The sequence below is a fragment of the Psychrobacter sp. 219-2-C genome (assembly GCF_049560815.1).
Classification (GTDB): Bacteria; Pseudomonadota; Gammaproteobacteria; order Pseudomonadales; family Moraxellaceae; genus Psychrobacter; species Psychrobacter faecalis.
In genome coordinates, this window is the sequence record NZ_CP186933.1 from 2,120,197 (window position 1) to 2,147,189 (window position 26,993).

A 26,993-nucleotide genomic window follows, 5' to 3' on the forward strand; every position below is an offset into this window, starting at 1 on the left:
TAGCGTTTAACTGTAACGTCCTTTTACCATAACAAATAAGCAGCACTTTGTTAACGACTAGATGGTGTTGAATCGTGGCACAATCGTAACCACGACAATGCTTTAGCAGTTAAAATTCAACGTTTACCGGACAAGGTGTGCCCATATCTTTTAACTTTGACTACGACGACCGCTCCGAAAGACGTGGCTATCATCATAAAAGCTCGGCTGGACATTTTCTGCCCAATAGTATGGCACGCCCAAAATGGGCAATGGCGACAGTTTGCGCGGGGACACATCTGGCTCTGATAATAACGCATCCATATAATCGGCCACTTTTTGATCCAAATGATTGATACGCTCAGATAGCGATAGGGCAAAAAATTCTTGCGTGACATTTATCACGATACTATGGGCGCATAATGCTTTGCGTGGGTACAGTAGCTTTTCTAACAGTGCATGACCAAAAATATAAACTACTGCTTGAGCTTGTTTATTAAGTTGCTTTGGCTCGTCCCATTTGTCACGCGGTGCAACCAAACTTTCCTGCCAATTAAAATCAATCAACGCCTTACCGATACTAGACTCAGCGGTGACCAATATCGCGCCATTTTCATCAAAGACGGTAATGGTATCGCGGACACGGCCGCGACTGGCGCCAATACCTTGCTCCTTAATCTCAAGCATATGATAATAATTCAGCAGGGCTTTGGTTTTGGGAAAGGTGAGCCAAATACTACCGTTAAATAAATCATGCAAATTATCACGGGTCGGGATATTACCGGTGGTGCCGATAAAACGCTCGTACGCTTCGCCTTCTGGCAGCGCATTTTGTGAAACGAATTGTAAGGTGTGCGCTTGATTGTTTAGCGCAGGTTTGGTTTGCGGTAATGGTTGTTTTAGGTTTTCTGCCTGTTGCTGTAATGCGGTATTCAATACCTTGGCGATAATATCAGGTGTATTTTCAACTTTATCGACATTCGCGGTGTCAGTATGTAAAACACTGAGTTGGGTAATGCTTTTGCTTAAGTAGGCCAATTGATGTAAATGACACAGCCATGGCGCTTGCCAGTCAATAGCAGCAAAGCTGTCATCAAGCGTGCTGGCGTATGCAGACGGGTTATTAATAGATGCATCAGAAGTAGCATTTCGATAAGGCTTGGCAGGTAAATCGGTGGCGGTCATATTGACTATCTCTATTAGACGACTGGCGTGGCTATGGTATCATGGAGCGCTTTTTTACGGCTAGACAAGCCGCTCGAAATACAGATTTCGCGCGCTATTTATTGATGAGTTTTTATGGCAAATTTTAACACCCACTTAAATGTTGCATTTATGGCAAGTGGTACGATGAGTCTTGCGGTTTATAAAGCAGGCTTAATTGATGATTCAGGGTTTTTGATGTGCGCGGCGCTCGGTACCATCGGTGGGCTGTTGCCTGATTTGGATTCGGACAACTCGACGCCGATTAAGCTTGGGTTTAATATTACCTCGTTTATTTTTGCCTTTGGTCTGGTCATGCATTGGCGCAGTGAGCTGAGTTTATTGGCGCTCATTGCATTGTGGCTGGCGGGCTACGGCTTTATGCGTTATGTGGTATTTTCGATTTTTACCAACATGACCGTGCACCGCGGCGTCATTCATTCGGTACCCTACATGGCGATAATGGGACTCGGGATGACCTATATCAGCTACGATATTTTAAACTTACCGTTGACGGTTAGCTGGTTTTACGGCTTATTTTTATTCGGCGGCGCCATGGTACATTTGGCATTGGATGAGCTATATAGTGTGAATTTGTCCAATATGAAAATGAAGCGCTCATCGGGTACAGCGATGAAGTTTTATCAGCATAAAGATAAATGGTGGTATCTGCTCCTGTACGTCATCCTTGCGCTCTTGGTATATTTTGCGCCGCCGTTTGCTGAGTTTTGGCAGCAGCTGCGTGACCCCGAACCTTGGGCAAAGCTTAAACTTGGTCTATGGCCAGAATTGATAAAAAACTGGCTCAATTGAAACTTATAAATCGCTAATAATATAAATAACAACTTGAGTAAATAATGTCAATTTCCTTACCAATTTGCCCTTGCCAAATAAACCCTCTCTCAGAAGCTATTGGCGCGCCGCTACTTTATCAAGATTGCTGTCAGCCTTATCATGACGGGCTTTTAAATAACGAAACTGATAAAATTGACGGCGTAAAGCCAGACTCTGCTGAGCGTCTAATGCGGTCGCGCTATAGCGCCTTTGTCTTTATTAAACCAGAATACATCGTCAAGACTACGCTACCCGCGCAGCAAAAATTGCTAGATATTCAGGCTATTGAGAATTGGGCAAAAGAGACGGACTGGGCAGGATTAGAAATTGTCACGCACACGCCAAAGCTAGGTAAACGCCATGCGCAAGTTGAGTTTAAGGCTTACTTTAATATCTCTGATAATAAAGATGACGGCATACAGGCGCATCATGAATTGTCTGCCTTTGTAAAAGTCACAGACAAAACCAATAATGAGGCGCGTTGGTACTTCCTCGACCCGACTGTTTCTATGTCCGTTACACAAAAACAGCCGTGTATTTGTGGCTCGGGTGAGAAATTTAAGCGCTGTTGTGGCGCTTATATCTAACTGATATTTAATCAACGTTAAATATTTGCCAATTCTAAACACTCGCCCCAACCGCCCGTGCTACCGCAATGCCTTCGTCAATGGTTAAAAACTTACGCTGGCTTGGACTGTCTTTATAAATGACATCGCCATCTTGGAATATCAGGCATTCATTGACGGCTAACTGTTGCCACTTTTCATTTTCAGTCAATGGCACCGTCACTAGAATCGTAACTTTATCGGTGTCTGTGGTCACATCGCTAAAGTTAATCGCTAAATCGTCATCTGCTAATTTCGCTTCCCCAAACGGCGCTTGTCGCGTCAGATAAAACAATAAGCTACCGGCATACGCCAGCTGCCATCGACCGTTTGAGATTAGGCAATTAAATAGACCGTTTGCGGATAGATAACGACATTGGGTGGTCAAAAAGTTAAACAGCGTCTGATCATCTGGGCGGGTTTTAAAGCTGCTTTTCAGACGATTAACGAGATAACAAAACGCCATTTCAGAATCGGTATTACCGACTGGCTGGCAATGTGAGGCATTGCCATTATCTTGCAGGCGCTGACAGCGTTTGATAAATTCGCTATTCATCTGCCCATTATGGGCAAAAACCCACTGCTCGCCCCACACTTCGCGGACGAAAGGATGGGTATTCGCCAAGCAGTTCTGTCCTTGGGTCGCTTTACGGATATGGGCGATAACGTTCATCGCTTTAATTGGATAATTATTCACCAAATCAGCCACGGGCGATAGATGGCTCGGATGATTGTCATGAAATAGACGCAGACCAGTCGAAGCGTTGGCTGTTTTATCATTATTGGCACATTCACTGCGCTCAAAAAACGCAATACCAAAGCCATCTTCATGACTGTCGGTCATGCCGCCGCGACGACGAAAGCCTGCAAAACTAAAACCAATATCAGTTGGGGTATTACAGTTCATTCCTAAGAGTTGACACATTTATACTTCACCGCCGTTATTGTCTTTTGCAGAATTTAAAGTAGGGTTTAGAGTAGCTTCTGACATTTCATCAAACATCTCATAAGGCGTTGCCCCATCGGTATCGATATTCGCCAAAATACGCTGCGCATGCGCCAAATCTGTATATTGTATCCACAGCACAATCCCAGAATTCATACCCGGCATGGCACTCAGCGGTTGCAGAGACACCGTAATACCATTGTTACGCAGCAGATTGGCATGCAGCTCACCTTGCATATTGGTATCGTAGCGCGCCAGTTTGTGCCAGTTATCAACTTGATCGGTCATGGTAAATTCCTTTTAAACAGTTAAATATCTTGTTAATACAGATGAACTTAATAGAAGTCAAAACCTGATGACCAGTTAATTTGATTTAACGGATAAGCATCAATATGGAAACCGTTTGGGTACTCTTTAAAACCGGGTTGTGATTTTAATTGGTTGATAGCGGCTTGCGCTTGTTGCTCAGTCGCAAATACGCCGATTAATTTAATATCTTCGACATCGTTGTTTTTATCATCGTCTTTACAGCGTGCGTGTTCAAGCACGAATACCGTATTTTGTTCTTTTTCAACATGTGACCAATGATAAGCTGCTAAACGTTTCATCAGGTCAGGGTTTTTGACCATGATGTTATCGCCAGTCCGACCTTCAGTACGGTTATAGTGGATAACGTTTAAACGTAATAACCAAAAGATAACGGCTGCTTTTGCGAGCATCACTGGTAAGGCACGTTTTTCATCTTCGCCAAGCTGACGTTTGGATTCATAGCCTTGCAAAAAAGCCGCCATTTTACTGCGGTCAAAATTGACGGTTTCGCCCTGCTCGGCATCGCCCCAAGTCGTACAAAAATCATTAATGGTAATGGCAATATCCATCACATAATGCTCGACGCTGACTTCGGTAAAGTCTAACAATCCCGTTAAACGCGCTGCGCCTTTTTGGCTATTACTTAACGATAAGTCCCATAAGGTATTATCAGCGAACATGTCTAAATGGCATAAGCCTTTTGGCAACGTCGCCAGCGGCAAATCTGAGTAAGCGCGCCAAATATCGCTCATGAGTTTGGCTTCGTCACCGGGCATAAACTGCATTTCACGGTCGCGTACTTCCGCCCATGGGTATAAAGGCACGCCATATTCTTCCGCAGGCTGTAATGCTTGCAAAGTCTCATGCAGCATGGCTAAAGCGGCCCCAATCTCATAACACATCGCTTGCGTGGTTTGCTGTGGATGCGCGCCAGCCAAACAAGGCACTAGCGTAATCGCTTTATTATCATAGCGTATGACATAGCCTTTTTCTGCGCTATCAGCGCCTAAATCAAGCAATGCTAACGGCGCGGCTACTGGCAATTTACCATCCAATTGATTGAGGATAACCGCCATTTTTTCGATATCTTCTGGTGGACGCTCTTCAAATAAGGTAAATACATAAGAGTGCGCGCCATCTACATCGTCAGTCGTCTGAATAAACCAGTTAGAGTTTTTGATACCTTGGGTAATCGGAATGGCACGCGCAAATGACACGCCAAAACGCTGGCAAAAAGCGGCAAACTGGTCATCGGTTAACTGGGTATAGACGGACATGACATCTCACTTATGGCAATTAAAAGAAGGTAAATAGGATAAATATCGACGGTAATGACAGTGATTGTACCGCGCATGAGCAAACTTTGGTTAAAAGCATAATAATCTTGCGAAAAGCTGCCTGATATGGCGGCGATTTTGCTAGACTAGCGCTTACGGATAAATTGATTATAAGGTGAAAGACCCTATGTTAGCAAAGCGTATCATTCCTTGTTTGGATGTGGATAATGGCCGTGTGGTCAAAGGCGTGCAGTTTGTCGATATCAAAGACGCCGGCGACCCGGTTGAAGTCGCCAAACGCTATAATGAGCAAGGCGCCGATGAGATTACTTTTTTAGACATTACGGCGACCAATGATGAGCGCGATACCACTTACCATACCGTTGAGCGTATGGCTGAAACCGTGTTTGTGCCACTAACGGTCGGCGGCGGTGTGCGTAAAATCGCTGATATTCGTAATTTGCTCAATGCCGGCGCGGATAAAGTGGCAATCAATTCTGCGGCCGTATTTACCCCTGAGTTCGTTGGGGAGGCGGCACAGAAATTTGGTAATCAATGTATCGTCGTGGCTATCGATGCCAAACGCGTTGCAGATATAACGGTCGATGGCGTTATCGTACCGCGTTGGGAGATTTTCACCCACGGTGGTCGTAAGCCAACCGGTATTGATGCCGTGGCTTGGGCAAGTAAAATGGCGGAGCTTGGCGCTGGCGAATTGCTGGTGACCTCAATGGATGGTGACGGTACCAAAAAAGGCTATGATTTGGCTCTAATGCAGCAAATAACCAGCCGCGTGAATGTGCCCGTCATTGCTTCGGGCGGCGTTGGTAACTTACAACATTTAGCAGAAGGCGTATTAGAAGGCGGCGTCGATGCCGTACTTGCGGCTAGCATTTTTCACTTTGGCGAATATACCGTGCAAGAGGCCAAAGCATATATGGCCGCGCAAGGCATACAGATGCGTCTTTAAGATTGCTAAAATATCAATGCCTATGCAAAAAATGCTATCATAGCGCTACTTATTTACTTTTTTCAGTTAACTATTGAAAACAATCGAGATTTTACATAAAAATTTTGTTTTAAACGCTACTTACCCAAAGGATTTTCTTATGTCAAATTTACAACAGCAGCGCAATGATATTACCCATATCGATGGCAATTTACATCAAAATGAAGATGCGCGCATTGGTATCGTCGTCGGTCGTTTTAACGGTTTTGTCGTTGAGTCATTGGTAGATGGCGCAATCGATGCCCTACTTCGCCATGGCGTATTGGGTAGCAACATTACCGTGATTCGCGTGCCGGGTGCTTTTGAGTTGCCACTCGTTGCTCAGCGCGCCGCTGAGTCTGATCGCTTTGATGCCATCATTGCGTTAGGTGCGATTATCCGTGGTAGCACGCCGCATTTTGACTTTGTGGCGAGCGAATCTGCCAAAGGTTTAAGCAGCGTTGCAATTGATTATAATATCCCTGTTGCCAACGGTGTATTAACCACTGACAGCATCGAGCAAGCGATTGAGCGTTCTGGTACCAAAGCCGGTAATAAAGGCTCAGAAGCAGCGATGGTTGTGCTTGAGATGCTAGCGGTTCTATCACAGTTAGACATTGCTGATGACTATGATAATAATGAAGACGGACAATAATGATGACGCATAATTAAGTCCTCATTTTATAAAACTTTATTCGTTATTTAATTGGCGCGGGCGTTTATGTCATCTTTGATATAAACCCTAGCGCCAATGCTATAGTAAAAAGCACTATAAACAGTTCTATAAAGCACCGTTTTAATATCCGACTGTCACAGCCTGCCAGTCGTCTACTATTTAACAACTTTTATACTATTTCTTACAACTTGCTGTCTTTGCCAAGCCTGTTATTTGCGCCAAGATAGTTGTTTAAAATGATAGTTATTTAAAATTTAGGTATTGACCCCCTATGACTGACCAACTCAAGCGCGCCATTAGCGCTGCAAAAACCGCCCAAGCCAATGATGCACAAGCTGAAGCCACTCGTATCGCGAGCAGTAGTGCGGGTGAGCAAACCTTTGATATGAGTGAAACGACTTATAAGACTAGCCACACTGCTGTGCGTAAGGCTCGTCGCTTTGCGATGCAAGGCCTATATGAGTGGTTGGTTACCGATCGCCGTTTTGATATCGATGGCAAGCTTGGCTGGAAGGACAATGCGCCGCATGATATCGCTGCCCGTACGCGCGCGACCAATGCCATGCATACCGTTCATATCGGCTACTATCATGAAATGATGCGCGATATTCCAGAGCAGATTGACGCTCTCGATGCGCTAATCAGTCAGCACCTTGATCGTGACATTGATAAATTGGACACTGTTGAACATGCCATTTTATTGATTGGGGCGTATGAGCTACAAAACCGCTTAGAAATTCCCTACAAAGTCGTGCTTGATGAAGCGATGAAGCTAAACAATCATTTCGGCGCTACTGACGCGCATAAATTGATTAATGCCGTCCTTGATAAAATGGCGATTGAATTGCGCGCGCTTGAAGTCGAAGCCGACAGCAAAGCCAATCTACGCACCTCACAAAAAGCGGCGACTCAAGCAAATACTAAGCAGACTGAAGCTCAATCTACTGCTGTTGAAGAAGTTAGCGAAAGCACTGCTGAATCTGATGTCGATAGTACATCTACCGCCTCAAACAAACCGCGTATCAGTGCCAATAATGCCAGTGTTAAACGCAATAGCGCGAGTAAAGCTCTAGCAAATATTATGGACTATAAGATCAATAAGAAAAACGACGCCGCAAAAAATGAAACGCCAAATAATATCGTTAATGACAAATCTGCAGAAGAAAGCGCTGTAGAAGAAAACTCTTTAGAAAAAAATGGGGCTACTAATGGGGTTAGCAAAGATGAGAATAGTGACGCAGCTGACGTAGGCTTACATGATTCAAACCTTGTTACTCCTAATGAAAACAATAAAGACTAGCCATGAACGAATTTGAGCTGATTGAGCGTATATTTGCGCAAATACAAGCTGCACCGTCATTGTCCAGCACTGCCGAAGCACACAATATCGAAAAAGGCATTGGTGATGATGCGGCGGTAATGAGCTTGCCTGCAGGTGCACACTTGGTTAGCTGTATTGATACCCTCGTTCAAGGGCGGCACTTTAGCGCTGATTGGAATGACGTAAACGAATTAGCCTTTCAAATCGGCTATAAAGCGGTCGCAGTGAATGTCTCAGACATTGCTGCGATGGGCGCAACGCCGCATAGTATTCTATTGGCCTTGGCCTTACCTGAGCATTTGGCGAATGAGCAATGGCTGACTGAATTTGCCAAAGGTTTATTTCACGCCTGCCAGCTATTTGGTATCACGCTTATTGGCGGTGATACCACGCGCAGTGATAGATTAGTGCTTAGTGTCAGCGCGCAAGGATTACTGGCTGCAAACATTCCGGCTGTCTACCGCTCAGGCGCGCAAGTCGGCGATAAAATCTATGTCTCAGGGTCGCTTGGCGATGCTGCTTATGCGCTACAGCATCCTAATACTGCTATCGGTATTGAGCTTGCCCATCGGTTGCATATGCCAACGCCGCGTATTGCCTTAGGGGCAGCAGTGGCAACAATTGGCGCAACTTCGATGATAGATATCTCTGATGGTCTGTATCAAGACCTTGGGCATATCTGTGAGCAAAGTGCCGTTGGTATGCGCATCCACCTTGAGCATCTGCCTACCAGTAAAGCATTATCAAGCGTTGGTCTATCTGAACGCTTATTATGTCAGTTGGCGGGCGGCGATGATTATGAGCTGGCTTTTACCTTGCCTGCCCATATCGAGCCACCGATTGATAATAATAGCGACACGCCTGTGACCTGTATCGGTGAAGTCATAGCCGCAAACAAGGCAGATACTGCTAAAAATGTACGACCCGAGATTTTTTATCAAGGCCTAGCAGTCACACCGACGCATCCCGCCCCATTTCCTACTTGGCCCAATCTGACGGGTTACCAACATTTTGCAGGTTAACCCATGATTGATCACAACCTATCTAAGCCTGATATCCGACAAGCCAATGATTGCCCGCCTCTACCCGCCAATGCCAGCGCGTTTGATCGTTTGGTTTATTGGCTTGGTATCGGTCTAGGTAGCGGTCTGCCGCGCCGTGCACCCGGCACTTGGGGTACGGTTGGCGCTTTAATCGTTGCGATACCATTATTAAGCCTAGGCTTTGTGCCGTTTTTGATGATTACCATTTTAGCTTGTTTGCTTGGTAATGCGATATGCGGTCGTACCTCAGAGCTGATGGGCGGCCACGATAACCCGCACATCGTTTGGGATGAGTGGGCTGGTATGTGGCTTACCCTCCTGCCGCTATCTTATATGGGTATCGCCAACGGCAGTTTTTGGCAAAATTTCACTCAAATACCTACTATCTTAGCCATCATTATTGCCTTTATACTATTTCGCTTTTTTGACATTATTAAGCCGCCGCCGATTGGCTGGGCAGATAAAAAAGTCGCGGGCGGTCTGGGTATTATGCTCGACGATATTATTGCGGGAGTGATGGCGGCAGCCGTTTGGGTGATTATTTATACCTTTATCTTCTCTTTTAGCTTTTAATCTTAAGTTTGTCCTTTAAACCTCAAATAAATGTTTTTACCATAAATAATTCTACTTTATCGCCTTTTATATCGCTCACCTATTTAGCGGTTAGATTTTCTGAACGCCTGCTGTTTAATTTATATCTATAGACAGCTAATGTCATAATCAGTTTACAAAGATGTCACGACATAGCGTTTTAGTTAAATCGTAATTTGCGTTATAATTCAGAATTATATTTTGTTACATTTGTAGGCTCTTTTTTAGGAATACTATGACAGCTCCTCTTTCAGTAATTATCCTCGCGGCTGGTAAAGGCACGCGTATGCAATCAGCCAAGCCAAAAGTGCTACAGACACTGGCTGGCAAGTCATTATTGGGTCATGTGCTTGATACTTGTCATCAATTGACCGTTGATGACACCATTATTGTCCATGGTTTTGGCGGCGAACAAGTCCAAGCAGACATTAATGAGCAATATGCGCATTTGCCGATTACGTGGGTTGCCCAGACTGAGCAGTTAGGTACGGGCCATGCAGTAAAAGTCACCCTATCTGAGTTACCAAAAGAAGGCCAAAGTCTGATTTTATATGGTGATGTGCCATTGGTCAGCTGCCAGACGTTAACAGCTTTAAAACTTGCCAATACTGATGGTATGTCGATGTTGACGCTAACAGTAGACAACCCATTTGGTCTTGGTCGTATCAAACGCGATAAAGAGGGCAATATTGAAGCCATCGTTGAGCAAAAAGATGCCAACGCCGATGAACAAAAGATCCAAGAGATTAATAGCGGTATTTACTGCGTTGATAATGCATTATTGCATAAATATCTGCCAAAGCTGTCTAACGACAATGCGCAGCAAGAATACTATCTCACCGATATTGTTAAGATGGCGGTTGCTGAAGGCATCAATATTGTCGCCATCGAGCCTGAACATAGCTTTGAGATTGAAGGCGTCAATAACCGCCAACAGCTTGCCAGCTTGGAGCGTACGTGGCAAGGTAAGTTGGTTGCTGACCTGCAAGAAGCTGGCGTCCAGTTTGCCGATCCGACGCGCGTTGATATTCGTGGCAGCTTGATCGCAGGCCAAGATGTATTCGTCGATGTGGGCGTTGTGTTTGAGGGTGATTGTGTCTTAGGTGACAACGTTTATATCGAAGCTGGCTGTGTGATTAAAAATGCGCACATTGGTAATGCCTGTCACCTAAAGCCGTACTGCGTCATTGACAGTGCGCACATTGGTAACGGCGTCGATATTGGACCTTTCGCCCACTTACGCCCTGATACTGTTTTGTCTAATAACAGTAAAGTAGGTAATTTTGTCGAGATTAAGAAATCGACTATCGGTCAAGGTAGCAAGGTCAATCATCTAAGTTATGTGGGTGATGCGACGGTTGGAACAAATGTCAATATCGGTGCGGGCGTGATTACCTGTAATTACGACGGCGTCAATAAATCGCAAACCATCATCGAAGACAATGCCTTTATTGGCTCTAACGCCAGCTTGGTTGCGCCAGTTACCATTGGTGATACCGCTACGGTTGCGGCAGGCTCAGTGATTACCAAAGACGTCGATGATAGCGCCTTAGCCTTTGGCCGTGCGCGCCAAACCCAGAAAGATAACTTTCAGCGTCCAACCAAAAAATAAAGGCGGCGCTGATAGTTGACTCGATAAAATGATGGTAAAACCACTAAAGCAGTACGACAATAATTTGTGGTGCTGCTTATTTATATTTACAGATTAATGATTATCCATGTGTTGGCAACTTTCAAAATCACATGGTATGAGAACATAAAATTTAAGGAATAATTATGTGTGGAATCGTTGGAGCAGTTGCTGAGCGGAATATTGCCAATATCTTACTTGAAGGCCTTAAACGCCTAGAATACCGTGGTTATGACTCTGCTGGTCTGACTGTTATCCGTAATGGCGAGCTACATCGCGAGCGCCAAGTGGGCAAAGTACAAGCGTTGGTCGATGCCGTCGCCGTCAATCCTGAATTTTTCGACGGTCATATCGGTATTGCACATACGCGCTGGGCCACGCATGGCGAACCTGCACAGCGTAACGCCCATCCACATGTATCTGGTAAAATCGCCGTGGTACACAATGGTATCGTTGAGAACTATGCTGAGCTAAAAGAAGAGCTGATTGCTAAAGGCTACGAGTTTACCTCGCAAACTGATACCGAAGTCGTCGCTCATCTAATCAATGATATCTACAAAAATAAGCCTGATTTACTAGAAGCGGTACGCGCAGTTATTCCGTTATTACATGGCGCGTTTGCCCTTGGCATTGTGCATATTGATTGCCCAGACGAGCTGATTACCGTCCGTTTAGGGTCGCCTTTGGTCATCGGTGTAGGTATCGGTGAGAACTTTATTGCCTCTGATCAATTGGCGCTTTTGCCTGTGACCAATCGCTTTATGTACCTAGAAGAAGGCGATATCGCCAAATTAACCCGTAATAGTATTGAAGTTTATGCAGACGGCGTAAAAGTAAAACGCCAGATACACGAGATTGATGCCGCCCAGCATAATGCTGATAAAGGCGAGTTCAAACATTATATGCTCAAAGAAATCTATGAGCAGCCAGATGCGGTTGCCCGTACGATTGAGATGGCAATAGATAGTGATGCACCATCTAAGCTGCGCGATGACTTTTTGCAGCGTCATGAAGCGCAGTTAAAAGGTATCAAGAATGTTCAAGTCATCGCTTGTGGCACCAGCTATCATTCAGGTTTGGTCGCGAAATATTGGTTTGAAAGTCTAACCCGTGTGCCGTGTTCGGTTGAGGTTGCTAGTGAGTTCCGCTACCGCAATCCAGTGGTCGTCGATGACACCTTGGTCATTTGCATCTCGCAATCAGGCGAAACGGCGGATACCTTATCGGCGCTACGCGATATCCAAAAACATACGCCAGCAGGCCTCGTCAGCTTGGCTTTATGTAATGTACCGACCTCATCTTTGGTACGTGAAACCGATATCTTTTTACCAACGCTTGCCGGCCCTGAGATTGGCGTTGCTTCTACCAAAGCCTTTACCACTCAGCTTGCCGCGTTGATGTTACTGGTATTAAAAGTGGGTGTTGTACAAACGCGTATGACAGGTGAAAAATTAACCACCTTGCTGGGCAAATTACAAGCGCTACGCGGGCAACTACATGCCAGCTTACAACTCGATGCGCCTATCAAAGTCATGAGTGAGCACTTTGAATATAAGAAAAGCTGCTTATTCTTAGGTCGCGGTTTACAATTCCCAATCGCCTTAGAAGGCGCATTGAAGCTAAAAGAAATCTCTTATATTCACGCAGAAGGCTATGCCGCCGGTGAGCTAAAACACGGCCCATTAGCGTTGGTCGATAAAGACATGCCTATCGTGGTGCTCGCGCCAAAAGACAGTATGTTTGATAAGCTAAAAGCAAACATGCAAGAGGTACATGCGCGTCACGGTGAGCTGTTTGTATTTGCCAGTGAAGAAAGCAAGATGGTCGCAGAAGATAGAATGCACGTGGTTTATGTCCCTGAGGTTTGCGAGACGCTTGCCCCTATCGTTTATAGCGTACCGGTGCAGTTGTTGTCGTATCATGTCGCGGTGATGCGTGGTACGGATGTTGATCAGCCTAGAAATTTGGCCAAAAGCGTAACAGTTGAATAGTCTAAGTATTTGATTTTAAAATTTTTTTTATTTATCGTAATATTGTATAACACTAAGTGCTTTGCTGTCTAGTACCATATAGATAGCAAAGCATTTTTTTATAATGGACATAAAAAATTTCAATAATTTGGATATATCTCAGTATATATATTATATTCAGCAGCAAAGTAACCCAGAATTGATTATGTCCCTATTTCAATTTCAGAGTCAGCCTTATTTAAGTTGTCGCAAATGTCTTTTGTGACCTCAAAACTAGCCACCTTACTATCATCTAAATCGTAATAACTATACTGATAATCAAATCCCTTATTTATCCCTTGCATAACTTCTGCTTCTGCACAGGCTAACTTAGTATGTTCATTACGCATTTCCGTTTCAAGCTCTTTTCTTTCAGAAGCATTATAATCAGATATCTTTAGCCGATAACCGAAAGTAACCGTTGTTCCATCAAAATCAATCTTTTCTAACGTAGTGACTTCATCAATTACGCTTGGCAGCTCTCTTTTTAATGTATCGATCTTACGATACATCTCCTGCGTATCACGTTCGTGATTGCTAGCTGTGGTAACTTTTTCATCATGAGCTAAAACCGAATTATCATCCGAACAGGCGATTACTGTAAGAAAAGCTGAAAGTAGAATCAATGCTTTAAGTTTATTAAACATAATTATCTTTGTTGAACCTAATTAGCCAAAATAATATGATTAGGGCGCATCTTCATTCTAAAGAGAATACGCCCCATTATACAAACATGAATAATTAAACCAGCCCTTTATATAGAAAATAAAACCCCACCACCGTTAATAATATCGCAAAGCATTTTTTTAATAGTTCTGGCGATAGTATATGAGCGACTTTTGCGCCTAATTTTGCGGTAAAAAAGCTCATAATACTAATGCCTAAAAAGGCATAAATATGTACAAAGCCAATGGTATTAGGCACATCGACTTGCTGCTGCATGCCAAAAAACATAAACCCTAATGCACCGGCTATAGCAATCGGCAACCCGCACGCCGCTGAAGTCCCAACCGCTTTTTGCATCACCACATTATAACGCGTGAGATAAGGCACGGTTAAGCTGCCACCGCCAATACCAAAGATAGCAGAAGCGACACCAATAACCCCGCCTGCTGCTAATTGCTTAGGTTTTGAGGGTAGTACTGGATTGGCGTAGTTGGCGCTACTGACATCATTAGCGCCACTAGAATGATTAGCAACAGGTTTTTTACCGGCAAAAAACATCTTATAAGCAACCCACAGTAAAAAAACCCCAACAATCAGCTGAAGATACAATCCAGATATCTGCCCTGCGATTCCCGCGCCTAAGAAACAACCTAGCGCTAAACCTGGTGCCAGATTTTTAAACACCGGCCACATCACAGCGCCTTTTTTATTGTGTGCCATAAGCGAGCTGATAGAGGTGACAATAATAGTCGCCAATGACGTCCCTAATGCTAAATGCATAATGCTGTCAGGGCTGTAATCCATTTGGGTAAAAACGACAAACAATAAAGGCACAATAATCGTGCCACCGCCCACACCAAAAAGCCCGGCAGCAAATCCTGCTAGCGCGCCTATTATTAAAAAAATGAGTATTTCCACAGGATAGTTACTTCTCAGTTAGCTATAGTTTTAGTTAAATAACAAGGGCTTTAAAAGTAGGTTAAACGATTTCTGTTTGACCCACTTGATGGTACGAGCGATTGAAATACACCAAACTTTCATCGCTCACACCTTGTTTGATGGCGACCACGCGGCACATAAAAATACTGTGTGTGCCGACTTGTTGAATGTCATCAATTTCACAATCAAAACTGACTAGCGCATCCTCTAAAACAGGGGCACCTGTGGTTAATGTCGTCCAAGCACCGTGACAAAAACGCTCTTCTGAGCATAGTTTGGAGGCAAAGGCATTAGATATGGGTTCGTGCTGCGTACCTAAGACATTGACACTTAACGTTTTGTTTTCAAGAAAATGTTCGTGTGAGCGCGAGCTCTGATTCATACAGACAAGCAAGGTTGGCGGTGTATCGGTCACGCTACAGACCGCCGAGGCGGTAAACCCATGACAGCCAGAGTCACCTTTTGTGGTGATCACATTGACCGCTGTCGGTAATAGAGACATGGCATCTCTAAAATCAGTTGCTTCAATCATGACTTAACTCCTAAATTTTAATCTTTAAGTACTTTAATCTTTAAGTACATTGATAACTGAGGTCACTCATGGGTTTAAACAAGGTAAGCTTTGTTAAGAAATGCTAAACGCTAAGCTCTTTACGTACAATAGCTGCACCTGCGCTCAAGGCTTGCAATTTACCACGTGCCACTTGACGAGATAACGGTGCCATGCCGCAGTTGGTCGAAGGATAAAGCTTATCTGCATCGACAAACTGCAGCGCTTTACGTAACGTATCTGCTACTTCTTCCGGTGTTTCGATATTATTGGTTGCCACATCAATGGCGCCGACCATTACCTTTTTACCGCGAATCAGTTCAATCAAATCCATCGGTACATGCGAGTTTTGACACTCCAGCGAGACAATATCGATATTTGACTGCTGCAATTTTGGAAAAGCTTGCTCATATTGACGCCACTCTGTCCCTAAAGTTTTTTTCCAATCGGTATTGGCTTTGATACCGTAGCCGTAGCAAATATGCACCGCCGTTTCACATTTTAGACCTTCAATAGCACGCTCTAAAGTGGCAATACCCCAGTCGTTAACATCATCAAAAAACACGTTAAACGCTGGTTCATCGAATTGAATGATGTCCACACCAGCCGCTTCTAAATCTTTCGCTTCTTGATTTAAAATTTTGGCAAATTCCCAAGCCAGTTTTTCACGGCTTTTATAATGACCATCATATAAGGTATCAATCATCGTCATTGGACCGGGCAACGCCCATTTGATAGGTTGATCGGTTTGCGAGCGTAAAAATTTAGCATCGTCAACAAACACAGCTTTTTGGCGACTTACGCTACCCACAACTGACGGAACACTTGCCTCATAACGATTGCGAATTTTAACCGTTTCACGCTTTTCGAAATCGACACCATCAAGATGTTCAATAAAGGTAGTCACAAAATGCTGACGTGTCTGCTCGCCATCACTGACAATATCAATCTCGGCATGCAGTTGTTCTTGCAATGAAACCCGTAACGCATCTTGTTTGGCTTCGAGCAATTGCTCACCCTCTAAAGCCCAAGGTGACCAAATTTTTTCCGGTTCAGCCAGCCAAGAAGGTTTTGGCAAGCTGCCAGCGGTTGATGTCGGTAGTAATCTTTGTGTCGGTAATAACTTTTGTGTTGGTAATAGCAGTGTCATAACATTTATCTTCTTATTTATTGGTATTCTCATTCCAGCTAGATTGATAGTATTTAAATTGAACGTATCTAGGTTGAAAATAGTTAGGCGGCGTATTCTTTATCCGCACATGCGTCTGCCACATTCTCATTCACATCATAGCTTGCCGCCCACTCTTCAAGAATAGCTTGGTAAGGCTTGATAAATTGTTCTTCCGTAAACTTACCTTGCTTCACTGCCATTTGGCTACGCTCTTCGCGGTCATAGACGATTTGCGTCAGTGAATAATCTTGATATTTTAAACTGGGCTGATATACCTGTCCCGCCGTCGAGTTGGCATTATAGATTTCAGGACGGTAAATCTTTTGGAAGGTTTCCATAGTTGCAATCGCACTGATGAGCTCAAGGTCAGTGTAATCAGTCAGCAAGTCACCGGCAAAATAAAACGCTAAAGGCGCAACACTACCAGCAGGCATAAAATAGCGCACGGTTAAGCCCATTTTATGAAAATAATCGTCAGTTAAAGAATATTCGTCTTGTCGGTATTCAACCCCTAACACCGGATGCTGGTTAATCGTACGATGATAGGTTTTACTGGTCGATACACTTAGGCAAATCACTGGCTGTTTATTAAACTCAGCTTGATAGGTTTCTGAATTTAATAAATACTGAAACAGTTTGCCATGTAAGTCACCAAAATCTGCCGGCGGTGGCGATGACGGGTTTTTATCGAAATGCTCTAATAGGACAACGCTAAAGTCATAATCGCGTACATAAGAGGAAAAACTATTACCAATCATACCGTCGATACGGGTATTGTCTTTATGGTCGACGATCGTGGTTTTTAGCGTTTCGATGACCGGAAAAGTATCGCCATTACCTTCAATATCTAAATCTGCTGAAATAATATCAACTTCAACCGAATAACGGTCGGCGGTTGGATTATCCCAATGCGCCAAAGCGTTAAAACGATTATTGATCATTCTTAGTGTTTTACGTAGATTTTCTTCACGCTGATCACCGCGCGCCAAATTGGCAAAGTTCGTGGTCAGACGTGTGCTATCTGCCGGATGATAGTTTTCATCAAAACGAATGCTCGAGATGGAATATGTAAATTGTTTACTCATGATAATCTGCCACCCTATTCTCATTGTGTGAGATAAAACCAAATTTGTGTATGAGATAAATCATACCCGAACGCAATCATGAATAAAAATGATACTATTTAAATTTAAGATGAGTTAAATTCACGTTGATAAGACAAGGTTATGGAATAGGACTTGGTAACTAGGAGCGTGGCAGAAGGTTTTATGAATAATGATATTTTGAGTGATTTTTTTGCATTAGAAAATAATTAACGTGTTATATTCATATAAAAGAATGTAAGGTAGTTAATTATGGATGACAAAAAATATCTCTGGCAGGCATTATGCGTGAGCGCTCTAATTTTTATATTAACAGCCATGCTTGCGGTTAGGTTTTTAGATATGTTGTAGTCAGCATGGCTTTAATTTGGGCTATGCCTTAAGTTTAGGCAATATTCTAAAAGTCGATCGTAATCCTAGTCCTTATGATTAACAGGGTGCAAAACCCTAGATCAACTACTTTCCGTGTGGTTGATCTAGCAGCTTTACCAACACAAATTATTTTTCAATAACGACGCTTTCCTTCTCTTTACCATGCGGTATCAACCATTTGCCAAACCATCCTGATAAGTCGTCCATCAAGGTATAAACCACGGGAATGACTACGAGGCTTAATAGGGTTGAGGTGACCAAACCACCCAGTACCGCGGCAGCCATCGGACGACGGAAGGTAGGATCGGCATCGCCCCAACCAAAGACCAATGGCAACATGCCAGCGCCCATCGCAATGGTGGTCATGATAATCGGCCGCGCACGCTTACGACAAGAATCGATAATGGCATCAAAACGCGCCAAACCTCGGCGCTGAGCAATCAAGGCGTAATCGACTAATAAGATAGAGTTTTTGGTGGCGATGCCCATCAGCATGATAAAACCAATCATCGATGGCATCGACAGACTACTTTTGGTAATCACCAAGCCGACAAAAGCGCCACCGATAGACAGCGGCAGAGCCATCAAAATGGTAAATGGCTGCAATATCCGCCCAAATAATAAAATCAGCACACCTAAGATACAAACCACACCGACCGACATCGCAATCACAAAGCCGCTAAATAGCTCAGCCATGTTTTCGGCTTGTCCTTGATCGATAATAGTAATAGAGGCCGGCAGCTGCTTCATACTGGGTATGGCTTTTACCGCTTGCACCAAGTCGCCAAGCTCACCATTAGCAGGCTGCACGGTGATATTAATCGCCCGCTCACGATCGAGGCGGCTGATTTGCGCAGGTCCGGTACCAAAGTTTAACGATGCCACCTCACCTACTCGTACACCTTGTCCCGGCGGTAAGGCACTTGGCACATATAAGCCTTCTAATTGACTGACGTTTTGCTTAGCGATATCTGGCAGGCGCACCACGATAGGAATCTGGCGTGTATCGAGATTGAGCTTAGATAACCGCTGCTCATAGTCACCAACAGTCGCCACACGTAAGGTGGTGGCGATATCTTGCGTGGTCACGCCTTTATCGGCCATTGCTAGTCTGTCTGGAGTTACCGTTAGCTCTTGACGCGGTAGACTGCGGTCACTGGTGACAGCGCCCGCGCTTGGTAATGACCGAATCTCTGCCATTATTTGCTGTGCGGTTTGTTCGAGCAGTTGCGGATCGGTACTGGTCAAAGAAAAATTATAACCGGTCTCACCGCCACTCGATAAACCAACCGTAAAGCGTGCGCCGGGTACTTCTGAGAGCATGCTGCTTATCTGCCGTTCAATCTCTTGCTTAGAGGCACGCTCTGCGCGCGGAGCAAGTACGATATCTAAGCCCGCGATATTTTCAGCTTTGCCGCCTGAGCTGGCCTCCATTGCCGCTTGCGCTTCGCCTACCGAGGTAAAAATATGGCTCACTTCAGGCATGGCCAATATACGCTCACTAGCCATCGCCGCCACACGTTCGGTATCTTCTAGCGCTACATCTGGGGTTAGCTCAATCTCAACCCGCGTTTGGTCAATATCATTATCAGGGATAAATGAGGTTGGTAGTAATTTCACCAAAGCAAGTGATGCTACAAATAATATTAGCGTCGCACCCATGGTAATCCAGCGATGATGCAGCGTCCAAGAGACCACTTTTAGATACCAATCCATGAGCGCGCTTTGTTTTTCGACATGCTTTTTTTCTGGTCGCAATATATAAGCAGCCATCATCGGAGTGATTAGGCGCGCGACCATTAACGACGCAAATATCGATAAGGCGGCAGTCCAACCAAATTGCCGGAAAAACTGCCCGACAATCCCGCCCATAAAAGCTGTCGGTAAAAACACTGCAATTAAGGTAAATGTGGTCGCGACAACGGCTAAACCAATCTCATCAGCTGCTTCCATTGCCGCTTCATAAGGCGTCTTGCCCATGCGCAAATGGCGGATAATATTTTCAACTTCTACAATCGCATCATCGACTAAGACGCCGATGACCAATGACAGTGCTAATAACGAGATAATATTTAAGCTAAAGCCAAATAAATACATTCCTAGAAAAGTAGGAATAACCGACAACGGCAACGCCACGGCCGCCACAAAAGTCGCGCGGATATTGCGTAAAAATAAAAACACCACGACGACTGCAAGTAAACCGCCTTCTATTAGCATGCGTAACGACGCTTGATAATCCTCAGCGATTGGCGTAGCACGATCATAGACTTTTTCAATATCGATATTGCCGACATCGGCTGACAGCTTGGCAAGCTCGGCGTCAACCAGCTCCATCACTTCAACCTCACTGGCACCGCGCGAACGGGTGATATTAAATGCCACCACTGTTTGCCCATCAAGCTTAGCAATCGAGCTTGGGTCAGCAGCGCCATCGGTAATTTGCGCCATACGTCCAAGCGCTTGCGTACCACCTGTCGGCACCGCGACTTGTAAATTGTTCAAATCACTGGCACGTTCAACCGCACCAAGTACCCGAATAGTTTGGGTGGTTTTACCTACTTCCGCTTCACCGCCTGAGCTGTCTTGTTGAATACCAGTGATTTGTTCTGATAACTGCGCGATAGGATATTTCAAACCGCTCAACGCAATTGGGTCGGCGGCAACGGTGATTTCACGTTGCAAACCACCGATGCGGCTAACGGTACTGACCCCTGGAATATCCGATAAACGCTTGGTGACCGTATCATCGACGAACCAAGATAAGTCCTCGACATTCATATTGTCAGAGGCAACCGAGTAAGTGACGACGGGAAACCCGGCCGTTGAGACTTTGGTAATGATGGGATCATTAGCCGCAGCTGGCAAATCGCCACGTACTTCACCGACCGCCGAACGTACATCGTCGACTGCTTCTTGTATGTCTTTTTCTAGGACAAACTCGGTGACCATGGTCGCGGCACCCGTTTGTAAGGTGGTACGAATATGCTTAACACCCTCAATACTGGTGAGCTTATTTTCTATCTTTTTGGCAATGTCGTTTTCGAGCTGCGATGGTGCAGCTCCCGGCAAGGTCACCGTCACCACCACCGCTGGCAGGTCAATATCGGGGAATTGCTGCACCTTCATTTGCATAAAACCGTAGATGCCGCCCAAGGTCAGCAGCACAAACAGCAAGATGGCAACTAAAGGATTTCTAATCGAGTAAGCGGAGACATTTAAACTCATGAGCGCGCCTGCGTGGCTGTGCCAGTTTGGCTGACTGATGTATCATTGGCGGTATTTAGGCCATCAACCACACGTACCAAGTCGCCGTCGTTTAAAAAGCTACCGCCCTGCTTTACCAGTCGGCTGTCTGCTGGTAGTGGCTCTGCCAGCGCTACACTATCACCAAAGCGCTCACCCAAACTCACGCGTTGTTGCTTGATACGGCCAATGTTTTGACCGTCTTGGCTCTTAATATTGGTCACTAGCATCACGTAATCATAACCGTCATTGCTGACGATAGCGCTATTGGGCACCGTTTGCGCGCTGGTACTACCCAATAAAAACTCGCCCGTTTGGTACATGCCCGCGCGTACTTTTGAGTTTGCAGCAAGGCTAGCATAAATGGTGATTTGGCGATTATCATCAGCCGTTGGCGCAATACGATTAACCTTACCCATAACCGAATCGCCGGCTGGCAAGCTGACGCGCACTGGCGTGCCAACACTGACTTCACCAAGAAGTTTAGGATCGATATCAGCACGCCACTCTAAAATACCGCCTTTAATAATAGTAAATAAAGGCTCACCACCAGCAACCATACCGACTTCCGCCATTTTTTCACTGATGACACCGCTTACCGGTGCGACCACATTGGCATTTTTCACGCTCAAGCGCTGGGTACTAAGACGGGCTTTAGAGGCTTGCAATGCCGCCTCTGCCTGTAGTTTTGAGGTACGATAGCGATCCGCTTCTTGCCTACTGATGGCATCAATCTCAATCAATGGCAGGACACGAGCGGCATCGGCAGTTGCATTGGCAAGCGTTGCTTCGGCTTCGGCAACATCGGCCTCCGCCTGCAAGACTTGCTGCTGCATGGCATCGGTATCAAATATCGCCAGGACTTGCCCCGCTTTAACGCGATCGCCTTCTTCAACCAACACCTGCTCGATAGCCACACCATTTACTTTAGGGCTGACATTGGCGACATCTTTGGCACTGATGGTGCCGTCAGCGCTTAAGGTATTACCAATACTGTCTTGGCTTGGCATCACCGTTTCGACCGAAAGCACTGCCTGCTGATTGCTGCTCTCCTTTAGGTCAGCGTTTGCGCTTTGTGCCTTGTTAGCCGCTGGTGAATCAACACTCGCATCTTTATCGCCGCCCCAATACTTACCGACCAAAACCCCAATCACAAGGACTACGGCTAATACTGGCAATAACCACCAAGGATATTTCGATGATGATTTGGGCGCACGTGCATCCGCTTGGCGGTAAGGTGGTAGCTCAGACTCAACTGGTCGCTGTTTGTCTTCAACATCGCTCATGATAACTCTCTGTCAATACAGGCAATTAGAAAGGGTATAAAGTTAGAAAATTATAGCTAAAAAAGGGGCTATTTGTGATTACAATAGTCTATAAATTTATTGAGGATAGCATATATTAAGTCATCATCTTATTTTTATATATCGTGTTTTAGCTTCGTAAGTCTGCTTCTATTAATAGTAGGATGGGCGTAAAACTGGCAAAGCGAAGCGGATAAAAATGATAACTAAGTAAAACGACTGCTTGATAAATTTGTCTAAATCAAACTTCTTTTTTAACTTTTAAAAAGCACAACGCACATCCCTAAGAATGTGCGCTATATTTATCAAGATGCTACTAACTTAATGTTTCTTAACTCGTTTATTAAAAACGATAGCCAACGCCAAGATAGGTAATATACGGATCGATATCAAGGTTGGTTTTCGCTCGAATCAACTCTTCACCACTATCGTTTTGAACGGTGATGGTCGTATCACTATCGAGTTTTGCATAGGATACAGAACCAACGCCAAACCATTTGTCATTAAAATCATAAGTCGCGCCAATTGTCACGATAGGTGCAAAGGCGCTGTCTGCTTCAACGTCGACGCTCATGCCCTGAGTCGATTTTACATTTTCTAATGCAGCGCCCGCTTTCCCATCCTTAATATTTTGGATTTGATGACCAGCCATTTCTAAATCGTTACGAATACCGTCATTGAGCTCGATATCATTAAAATAAGCATACATCACCCCTGCGCCGACATAGGGGCGAAATTTATTGACCCCAGATTTGCCAAATTGATATTGCACCCCAGCTGCTGGCAGCCACGCGCGAGCGCTTGAAGATACCCCGCCGCCTTGAGTTAAATCAGTAATGGGAATATTTTTGGAAATATCAAAATCGCCCAATAATCCGCCTGCAATACCGCTAGGACTGACTTTGCCCGAGAGCGGTGCATATACTTGCCCTTGCCCTAAAATATCAACTTTGGGCGGTATACCGGCTTTGACCTCAATCGACCAATGATCATTCATATAATAGTTAAATAACAGACCAAACGTATCGACATCATCGGCCTCAAGTCCAGTACCAGCACTGGTCCAACTCTCTAAGCCATTAATTTTGGTCGTACCAGAAACGTCACCTAATATTGTAACGTCGGACAAATCCGTTTCCGCTCCTAAACCCTTTAATGTGCCATCTATGAAGCCGAAACGGTCTTGATCTTTCACCAATACCTCTCGCACCGTTTTTACTTTTACACTGCCATTATCGGCAACCGTACCATCTTTGGCAGCGGTCGTAGTTTGCATTGGATTGGCTTTGCCTTGCGGAGAAGCGTGCAACCAACCAGCCGAAACAGAAAAGCGTTTGAAACTACCATCGGTTTTGAAATAATCAAACTCGGCAACAGCGGATTGGCTGAATAATAATGGTGCGGCGATAGCGCAAGCGAGGGTTAACGTCTTGTTCATGATACATCCTTGTAAAAAATTCAGGCCGTTAATTAAAAGCATGAATGGCACAGTAATGACGAAGCAAATCAGACAAAGCTGGCAAAATTAAGCCAATCAAACTCCTATCCTAACGTCCTGTTAGAATCGGTAAAACGACTAGAAATATGCTGTTTTTAGAGGTTTATTTTCACCAAAAAATACATCTACAGCAGAATATTCTAGTAAATAGATAAAGCACATAGTTATGCTTCACTGCCGTAAACTGCCATACCTCAATCGTCATATCAAGAAAGTTTAGAGAACAGCTGAGTCAATATTAGTTGATGAAAATAAAAATAGAGTGTTTATTTGCGCTAATAAATAGCTTATAAAACCCATAAGAAAAAGCCATTATCTTTAAAAAAATAATGGCTTTTTTAGGAGAGTTGATGACAGAGAATTGGCTCAGTTACTAAGCAAGCGTTAATTATTAAGCATTGGTATAGCGACTGGCTTCTGGCATCCAGCGATGGATAAGTTGGCTGACGTCCGCTTTACGTGTTGGGTCAGAGATAAGATGTTTCGCTAGGCGCTGCGCAATGGCAAATAGTTGCTCATCGCGGATAAGGTCGGCCAAATAATAACCGACGTTACCGGTTTGACGTTTGCCTAACAGCTCACCGGGGCCGCGTAGCTCCAAGTCTTTTTGCGCAATCACAAAACCGTCGGTGCTGTCACGCAGCACATTTAAGCGCTCCGTACCCGTCTCTGATAACGGCTTTTGATATAACAGTACGCAGAAGCTTTTGGTCGAACCACGCCCAACCCGCCCGCGCAACTGATGTAGTTGCGATAAACCCAAACGTTCGGCGTTTTCGATGACCATTAACGACGCATTAGGTACATCAACGCCCACTTCGATGACCGTTGTGGCAATCAATAAATCTAAGTTACCCGCTTTAAACTCTTGCATGATGGCTTGTTTGTCAGCAGACTTCATTTTGCCATGTACCAAGCCAATGCGAATATCTAAGCGCTCATTTAAGTCCTCATAAGTCGCTTCTGCTGCCTGCGCATCGAGCACGCTTGATTCTTCTACCAATGAGCAAACCCAATACGCCTGTCTGCCTGCTTCACAATTGACCGCAATACGCTCAATGACTTCGTCGCGGCGGTTACGGTCAATCGTCACCGTGGTAATTGGCGTACGCCCCGGAGGCAGCTCATCAATGATAGATGTATCCATATCACCATAAACGCTCATCGCCAGCGTACGCGGAATCGGGGTTGCCGTCATAATGAGCTGATGCGGGGTGCTATTGGCCACGCCCTTATTGGTCAGGGCCATACGCTGCTCAACGCCAAAGCGGTGCTGTTCATCGATGATGACTAAGCCTAGTTTAGCAAACTGTACCTGCTCTTGAAATAAGGCATGCGTACCAACCACCACTTGCACCGTATTTTCTGCTACCGCTTCTAACGCTTCGCGGCGCTGCTTGGCGGTTTGCTTACCAGCCAGCCAGCCAACGCCGATACCCAATGGCTCAAACCAGTTTTTAAAATTGACCAAATGCTGCTCTGCTAAGATTTCTGTTGGTGCCATGACCGCAACCTGCCAGCCACTATCGAGTGCATAGCCCGCCGCGCCTGCAGCGACCAAGGTTTTGCCTGCGCCCACATCGCCTTGTACCAGTCGGAGCATCGGAATAGAAGTCGCCATATCAGCCGTGATGTCTTTCATGACGCGTTGCTGCGCACCGGTTAAATCAAACGGCAATGCGGCAAATAACTGATCGGCAAGCGGGCTATTCATCGTACACTTGGGCGCTTTATGCTGTTGCAATTGCTGACGGCGGTATAATAGGCTCAGTTGATGCGCGGTTAATTCTTCAATGATTAAACGCTGACAGGCAGCATGAGTGCGGGCGCTTAGTTGCGTAAGCAGCTGATATTGTCGTCCTGCATCGGTATAAGTCGGCGGCGTATGCAGCAATACCAAGGCTTCAAATATCGTTAGGTTATAAACGTTTTGATTAGCCATGTCATTAACTGCAGTTGTGTTGCCAATATTGCTTATTGAATTGTCAGGCACACGACGCGCAAGGGTTGAGAATATATCGTCTGGAAAATCATCTTCTGCCATTGCCAATTTAGCAGGCTCAAAAGGTGCTAACGGTAAATCAGCGACCACAGCAAAGTCAGCAGGCGTAAACAAGGTCATCGGTAGACCTTGGGTGCGCACCGTTTGCAGCGCAAGCTTAATTAGCGTACGCAGCTTATTTTGATGTAAGCCTTTAACACTCGGATAAATCGGCTGTAACCCTGTATTGACGATGGCTTCATTGCTACTGATCACTTGGTATTCAGGATGATGTATCTGCTTACCGTAACGACTGACCTTTACTTCGCCAAATAATTGTAGCTGCGTGCCAATACTCATCATTTGCGCAAGGCCGCGATAGACCTTAAAGAAACGCAGCGATATCGTGCCAGTATCATCATCGACCACCACCGTCATGCCACTGCGCTTGGTATCGACATGCACCACCCGTCCTGTAATCAAGGCAGCTTGTCCATGCGCCACATCGGCTATCGATACCAATCGGCTACGATCTTCATAATCACGCGGTAGATGCAGCAGCAAATCAAAAATGCGCTTAATACCTAACTGGGACAATTGCTCCGCCACTTTTGGCCCCACGCCCGCCAGTGCCGTCACCGGCATATCAAGCGCGGAAACGGGCATCTCAGGCCTTATAGCGTCTGCTGAGTTCAAGGTAGGAGTGCGGCTAACCGATGTGGGCATCAATAATCCTAATGATGGTTATGATTTAA

General features: G+C 45.0%; 22 protein-coding genes. 9 read left to right on the forward strand and 13 right to left on the reverse strand.

What is annotated here, in order from left to right; genetic code table 11:
- Positions 1-150 precede the first annotated feature (150 nt).
- Positions 151-1,164, reverse strand: a complete 1,014-nt coding sequence (locus tag ACPEGP_RS08675; RefSeq protein ID WP_423813159.1) for a DUF3025 domain-containing protein — start codon at positions 1,162-1,164, stop codon at positions 151-153.
- A gap of 114 nt (positions 1,165-1,278) precedes the next feature.
- Here ACPEGP_RS08675 and ACPEGP_RS08680 point away from each other — a divergent pair, with 114 nt between their 5' ends.
- The gene (locus ACPEGP_RS08680) at positions 1,279-1,995 is read left to right on the forward strand and encodes a metal-dependent hydrolase (RefSeq protein WP_423813160.1); all 717 of its coding nucleotides are present in this window, start codon (positions 1,279-1,281) and stop codon (positions 1,993-1,995) included.
- 44 nt (positions 1,996-2,039) lie between these two features.
- A complete protein-coding gene (locus tag ACPEGP_RS08685; RefSeq protein ID WP_423813161.1) occupies positions 2,040-2,603 on the forward strand; it encodes a YchJ family protein in 564 nt (187 codons plus the stop codon).
- A 34-nt stretch (positions 2,604-2,637) separates the two neighbouring features.
- Here the strand turns inward: ACPEGP_RS08685 and ACPEGP_RS08690 are convergent, their stop codons facing one another.
- From ACPEGP_RS08690 to ACPEGP_RS08700, 3 genes are read right to left on the reverse strand one after another with little or no spacing between them, the layout of a single operon-like run.
- The gene (locus ACPEGP_RS08690; protein ID WP_423813162.1) at positions 2,638-3,546 is read right to left on the reverse strand and encodes a class II glutamine amidotransferase; all 909 of its coding nucleotides are present in this window, start codon (positions 3,544-3,546) and stop codon (positions 2,638-2,640) included.
- Entirely contained in the window at positions 3,547-3,855 is a 309-nt protein-coding gene (locus ACPEGP_RS08695) for a hypothetical protein (protein WP_423813163.1), read from the reverse strand.
- A 47-nt stretch (positions 3,856-3,902) separates the two neighbouring features.
- Positions 3,903-5,153 carry a homoserine kinase gene (locus ACPEGP_RS08700; protein ID WP_423813164.1) on the reverse strand — a complete coding sequence of 417 codons (1,251 nt, stop codon included), beginning with the start codon at positions 5,151-5,153 and terminating at the stop codon, positions 3,903-3,905.
- A 187-nt stretch (positions 5,154-5,340) separates the two neighbouring features.
- On the opposite strand from ACPEGP_RS08700, the gene hisF reads away from it, so the two are divergent.
- From hisF to glmS, 7 genes are all read left to right on the forward strand, one after another.
- Positions 5,341-6,123: an imidazole glycerol phosphate synthase subunit HisF gene (gene hisF / locus ACPEGP_RS08705; RefSeq protein ID WP_423813165.1), complete on the forward strand. Its 783-nt coding sequence runs from the start codon at positions 5,341-5,343 to the stop codon at positions 6,121-6,123.
- A 139-nt stretch (positions 6,124-6,262) separates the two neighbouring features.
- On the forward strand, positions 6,263-6,796 hold the full coding sequence (gene ribE, locus ACPEGP_RS08710) for a 6,7-dimethyl-8-ribityllumazine synthase (RefSeq protein ID WP_201591898.1): 534 nt from the start codon (positions 6,263-6,265) through the stop codon (positions 6,794-6,796).
- Between the two features lie 292 nt (positions 6,797-7,088).
- Positions 7,089-8,117: a transcription antitermination factor NusB gene (gene nusB / locus ACPEGP_RS08715; RefSeq protein WP_423813166.1), complete on the forward strand. Its 1,029-nt coding sequence runs from the start codon at positions 7,089-7,091 to the stop codon at positions 8,115-8,117.
- Positions 8,118-8,119: 2 nt separating this feature from the next.
- Positions 8,120-9,160, forward strand: coding sequence for a thiamine-phosphate kinase (gene thiL, locus ACPEGP_RS08720; protein WP_423813167.1), 1,041 nt, complete (start codon positions 8,120-8,122; stop codon positions 9,158-9,160).
- A gap of 3 nt (positions 9,161-9,163) precedes the next feature.
- Positions 9,164-9,754 (forward strand): phosphatidylglycerophosphatase A family protein, encoded by a 591-nt coding sequence (locus ACPEGP_RS08725; protein WP_109592018.1) that lies wholly within the window; start codon positions 9,164-9,166, stop codon positions 9,752-9,754.
- Positions 9,755-10,007: 253 nt separating this feature from the next.
- Positions 10,008-11,384, forward strand: a complete 1,377-nt coding sequence (glmU, locus tag ACPEGP_RS08730; protein WP_423813168.1) for a bifunctional UDP-N-acetylglucosamine diphosphorylase/glucosamine-1-phosphate N-acetyltransferase GlmU — start codon at positions 10,008-10,010, stop codon at positions 11,382-11,384.
- Positions 11,385-11,548: 164 nt separating this feature from the next.
- Positions 11,549-13,393 carry a glutamine--fructose-6-phosphate transaminase (isomerizing) gene (gene glmS / locus ACPEGP_RS08735; protein WP_191690643.1) on the forward strand — a complete coding sequence of 615 codons (1,845 nt, stop codon included), beginning with the start codon at positions 11,549-11,551 and terminating at the stop codon, positions 13,391-13,393.
- 182 nt (positions 13,394-13,575) lie between these two features.
- Here glmS and ACPEGP_RS08740 read toward each other — a convergent pair whose 3' ends face one another.
- The 9 genes from ACPEGP_RS08740 to recG form a co-directional block, all read right to left on the reverse strand.
- The gene (locus tag ACPEGP_RS08740) at positions 13,576-14,058 is read right to left on the reverse strand and encodes a hypothetical protein (protein WP_423813169.1); all 483 of its coding nucleotides are present in this window, start codon (positions 14,056-14,058) and stop codon (positions 13,576-13,578) included.
- A gap of 94 nt (positions 14,059-14,152) precedes the next feature.
- Entirely contained in the window at positions 14,153-14,995 is an 843-nt protein-coding gene (locus ACPEGP_RS08745) for a sulfite exporter TauE/SafE family protein (protein ID WP_423813170.1), read from the reverse strand.
- A 61-nt stretch (positions 14,996-15,056) separates the two neighbouring features.
- Positions 15,057-15,548: a flavin reductase gene (locus ACPEGP_RS08750; protein ID WP_068406101.1), complete on the reverse strand. Its 492-nt coding sequence runs from the start codon at positions 15,546-15,548 to the stop codon at positions 15,057-15,059.
- A gap of 103 nt (positions 15,549-15,651) precedes the next feature.
- Complete coding sequence (locus ACPEGP_RS08755; RefSeq protein ID WP_423813171.1) at positions 15,652-16,716, reverse strand: methionine synthase; 1,065 nt, start codon at positions 16,714-16,716, stop codon at positions 15,652-15,654.
- 83 nt (positions 16,717-16,799) lie between these two features.
- Positions 16,800-17,822, reverse strand: coding sequence for a DUF1852 domain-containing protein (locus ACPEGP_RS08760; protein ID WP_423813172.1), 1,023 nt, complete (start codon positions 17,820-17,822; stop codon positions 16,800-16,802).
- A 516-nt stretch (positions 17,823-18,338) separates the two neighbouring features.
- Positions 18,339-21,437: an efflux RND transporter permease subunit gene (locus tag ACPEGP_RS08765; protein ID WP_423813173.1), complete on the reverse strand. Its 3,099-nt coding sequence runs from the start codon at positions 21,435-21,437 to the stop codon at positions 18,339-18,341.
- The gene (locus ACPEGP_RS08770) at positions 21,434-22,741 is read right to left on the reverse strand and encodes an efflux RND transporter periplasmic adaptor subunit (protein WP_068406112.1); all 1,308 of its coding nucleotides are present in this window, start codon (positions 22,739-22,741) and stop codon (positions 21,434-21,436) included. The genes ACPEGP_RS08765 and ACPEGP_RS08770 overlap by 4 nt, the downstream gene beginning before the upstream one ends.
- Positions 22,742-23,102: 361 nt before the next feature.
- A complete protein-coding gene (locus ACPEGP_RS08775) occupies positions 23,103-24,197 on the reverse strand; it encodes an OmpW/AlkL family protein (protein WP_068406115.1) in 1,095 nt (364 codons plus the stop codon).
- A gap of 451 nt (positions 24,198-24,648) precedes the next feature.
- Positions 24,649-26,964: an ATP-dependent DNA helicase RecG gene (gene recG, locus ACPEGP_RS08780; protein WP_423813174.1), complete on the reverse strand. Its 2,316-nt coding sequence runs from the start codon at positions 26,962-26,964 to the stop codon at positions 24,649-24,651.
- Positions 26,965-26,993 lie beyond the last annotated feature (29 nt).